At 62.6% G+C, this 3,199-nt stretch carries 5 protein-coding genes; 3 read left to right on the plus strand and 2 right to left on the minus strand.

Annotated elements, in window-relative coordinates:
* The coding region (locus EN884_RS30760) for a cation diffusion facilitator family transporter (protein WP_164895260.1) at positions 1 to 661 on the plus strand (661 nt) is incomplete at its 5' end.
* A 202-nt stretch (positions 662 to 863) separates the two neighbouring features.
* Here the strand turns inward: EN884_RS30760 and EN884_RS30765 are convergent.
* Positions 864 to 1,070, minus strand: coding sequence for an AbrB/MazE/SpoVT family DNA-binding domain-containing protein (locus tag EN884_RS30765; protein WP_013529937.1), 207 nt, complete (start codon positions 1,068 to 1,070; stop codon positions 864 to 866).
* Between the two features lie 19 nt (positions 1,071 to 1,089).
* Positions 1,090 to 2,208, minus strand: a complete 1,119-nt coding sequence (locus tag EN884_RS30770; protein WP_013529936.1) for a hypothetical protein — start codon at positions 2,206 to 2,208, stop codon at positions 1,090 to 1,092.
* Positions 2,209 to 2,310: 102 nt separating this feature from the next.
* On the opposite strand from EN884_RS30770, the gene EN884_RS30775 reads away from it, so the two are divergent.
* Both EN884_RS30775 and EN884_RS30780 read left to right on the plus strand, forming a co-directional pair.
* Positions 2,311 to 2,748: a DsrE family protein gene (locus EN884_RS30775; protein WP_013529935.1), complete on the plus strand. Its 438-nt coding sequence runs from the start codon at positions 2,311 to 2,313 to the stop codon at positions 2,746 to 2,748.
* A 125-nt stretch (positions 2,749 to 2,873) separates the two neighbouring features.
* Positions 2,874 to 3,199 (plus strand): SDR family NAD(P)-dependent oxidoreductase (locus EN884_RS30780; RefSeq protein ID WP_128360934.1); only part of this gene is annotated, 326 nt, incomplete at its 3' end.

A 3,199-nucleotide genomic window follows, 5' to 3' on the forward strand; every position in this document is an offset into this window, starting at 1 on the left:
GGAAGGCGTGTTGATCGTGCTTGCCGCGCTATTGATCCTCAACGAGGTCTGGCGCTACTGGCAGACTCCGTCACCCTTGGAACAGCCTTGGGAAGGTCTTGCGGTCAACGGCGTTGCCACGATTATCAACGCCTTCTGGGCCTGGACGCTGATCCGCGCCGGCAGGGCGGAGAAATCACCGGCACTGGTCGCCGACGGCAACCACATCATGACCGACGTGGTGACCTCGATCGGGGTCTTCGGCGGCCTGGTCGGGGCGATCCTGACCGGCTGGCAGATCCTCGACCCCGCACTTGCCGTCCTCGTGGCGCTGAACATTCTGTGGCAGGGCTGGCATGTCATCGGCTCGTCGATGAACGGGCTGATGGACCGCGCCGTCGACACCCAGGAGCACATGCGCATCCGCGACGTCATCTCGGCCAACTGCAAGGGCGCGCTTGAAGTGCACGACCTCAAGACGCGCATCGCCGGCCGCGCCACCTTCATCGAGTTTCATCTGGTCGTCGACGCAGACATGTCGGTCGGCGCCAGCCATGTCATCTGCGACCGCATCGAGGACGCGCTGAAGGCCGAAATCCCCTCGGTGCGCGTCACCATCCACGTCGAGCCCGACGACGAGGCCAAGCTGCCGAAGGGCACAACCGCCGTGCCGTTTGCCTGAGGCGATTTCCTGTAGCGACTTGGGAAAATTAACCGAAGCTTCTCGACTTCGTCATCCACGGGCGAAGCAGGAGCGAAGCTCCGTCGCGGAGACCCGAAGATCCATGCCGCGACCTTGTCCGTAGAGTGCAGCGGAACAGAATTCTGCACCGCAGCAGCGCTCAGATGTCACGCATGGATCCTATGGTCTGCGCCGCCAGTCTCTATCGGCCTTCCAAAGCTGCCTCAACAAAATCGTCGTCAAGTGGCCCGGTCAAACTGTCGAGCCAGACCCAATCCTGCGCAAGCGGTTCGAGAACGACCGCTCGGCCCTCGCGAAGGATTGAAATCTCGCCGGTATCGAAACGGTATTTCTTCGGCATGCGTACTGCTTGCGATCCGCCAGACCAAAAGACTTTTGCCTTATCCATTCGCGCCCTCCATTGAAGCTCAAGGCGAGCAGGCCGATTGCGGCATCGGCTGCAGCCGATAGACCTTGTCGTCGGATTTCGTCTTTCCGGCGTCCGCCTTCGAACACAGGTCGACGATTGCAAGCGCGCTGTTTGGGTTGGCCAGCATCATCGTGCCGTTGGCGCCACGCTTGAGGAAAATCTCCTTCTGCGCGATGTCGCAGGAGAAATTGCTCATCTTCGTGCTGGCCGCGCAGCGCCACTGGTCGGCTTCGCCCTGGCAGGAATAGGTCTGCGTCACCTTGGCCGATTTCTGCCGTGTGGTGACGGTAACGGCAATGTCGGCGCCGTCTGGCCAATTGGCGGTGTCACCGCCCGAGGCGAAGGACGCCAGTTCTACCTTGCCGCGGAAAACCCGGATCGACTGGGTGAGTTGATCGGGGTGCGAGCCGAGATGCGCTGCATCGTAGTCGCGCCCATAGCAGAACGCCTGGTCCGGCTTCAGCCGCTCGCGTAGCGGAGCTCCGAGCGCAGCGGCGACTGGGTCGATGCGCGCGAACTCCGCCTGGCAGGTCGCTGCCGGCATCGGGTCGAGGCGGAAATTGTCATCCTCCGAGCCGAGCGCCCGCCTGTCATATTCCGCTGCGCCAAGCTCCTCTTCTGATCCGGCATCGAGATAGATGTCGGGCTGCAGATCCGAGAGGAACAGCCGACCCTTGTCATCGACCTTCAGCGACGCAAGCGTCCGGTCGCATTCCATGCCGCAATGGACCGGGCCCGTCTTGCCGTCCTCGGAAGCATGATTGCACCAGCCGCCGGCCCATTCAGGCGACTTGGCGCCGCGCACGGTGGTGGCGATGAAGGCATTGTAGGACGTGTCGGAATTCCCGGTCGGTTCCTCGTTCGGCCGGCTGACCGGATCATGGCCGTAGTAGAAGAAGATCCGCGCCACCTTCTGCTTCGGGTGCGCCTTGAGATGCGCCCCATCATAGACGCGGCCGAAACAGGCATCAGCGCCGTTCGGACTGAGTTCGGTAAGCTTCAGCGCATCGTCGGCGGAGGCCGATCCGGCAAGCGCGCCGAGCAGCACGGCGCAAAACCCGGCGCCGGCAACCGTCTTCCATTCCCCCAACCCAAACGCCCATTCCTTCAACGCCATGTGACCTCTCCTCCGCATCGAAAGGACGCAACGGCAATTTATGCTAGTATTGCGGCTGGAGTCACGCAATTCGCGGTCAGCCGCCAAGCGGAGGAGGATGCCATGCGCCGGCGCGACATGTTCCGCACGGTTCTTGCCGGAACCGGAACGCTTCTCGGTCTGCGGGCAGCACAGGCAGCCGCCACCGAGCCCACAAGGCAAAAAGTCGCCTACCACTTGAGCGACACCGACAAGGTCAATTTCGTGCTCGGCAACATCAAGAACCATTATGAAGGCACCGGCGGCAAGGTCGACATCGTGCTGGTCGTGCATGGTCCCGCGCTCGCGGCCTTCAAGTCGAAAGGCATATCGGCCGCGATTTCCGGGCGCTTCGCCGGCCTGGTGCAGCAGGGATTGGAACCCCACGCCTGCGCCAACACCATGCACGGCATGGACATCACACTCCCCGACCTGCTCGCCGGATTTCATGCCGCCGACAAGGGCGGCGTCGTCAAACTCGCCGAACTGCAAGGCCAGGGTTACGCCTATCTGCGTCCGTAGAGCGGTTTGTTTGACGCAAATCCCCCGGGGAAAGCGCTCACACTTTTCCTTGAATTGCTCCAAGGCTTGAACACCGGGGTGGCAAGGGCCTACGAAGGGCAGGCAGACATCCCGGAGGAAGAACCGTGCCAGCCACCACACTCAGCATACCCGATCTTGCCGGCAAGGCAGTGCTGGTTACCGGTGCATCGACCGGCATCGGGGCGGCGCTCGCGCTGGCCTATGCAGCGCAGAAATGCAAGGTGGCGCTGCATTATAACTCGAGCCGCGACGCCGCCGAGAAGCTCGGCCTGACGATTGCCGACAAGGGCGGCGAGGTGTTTCTCGTCCAGGGCGATTTCTCCGTTGCCGCCGATGTCGAGCGCGTCGTCGAGGACAGTGCGCAATATTTCGGCCGCCTCGACGGGCTGGTCAACAATGCCGGCGGCATGCTCGGCCGCATCCCCTATGC

Source organism: Mesorhizobium sp. M7A.F.Ca.AU.001.01.1.1 (genome assembly GCF_004022735.1).
GTDB lineage: Bacteria > Pseudomonadota > Alphaproteobacteria > Rhizobiales > Rhizobiaceae > Mesorhizobium > Mesorhizobium ciceri.

Coding starts and splice junctions, on each gene's coding strand:
- EN884_RS30775 (WP_013529935.1), top strand. CDS start 2,311: ATGCGCCGGCGCGACATGTTCCGCACGGTTCTTGCCGGAACCGGAACG.
- EN884_RS30770 (WP_013529936.1), bottom strand. CDS start 2,208: ATGGCGTTGAAGGAATGGGCGTTTGGGTTGGGGGAATGGAAGACGGTT.
- EN884_RS30765 (WP_013529937.1), bottom strand. CDS start 1,070: ATGGATAAGGCAAAAGTCTTTTGGTCTGGCGGATCGCAAGCAGTACGC.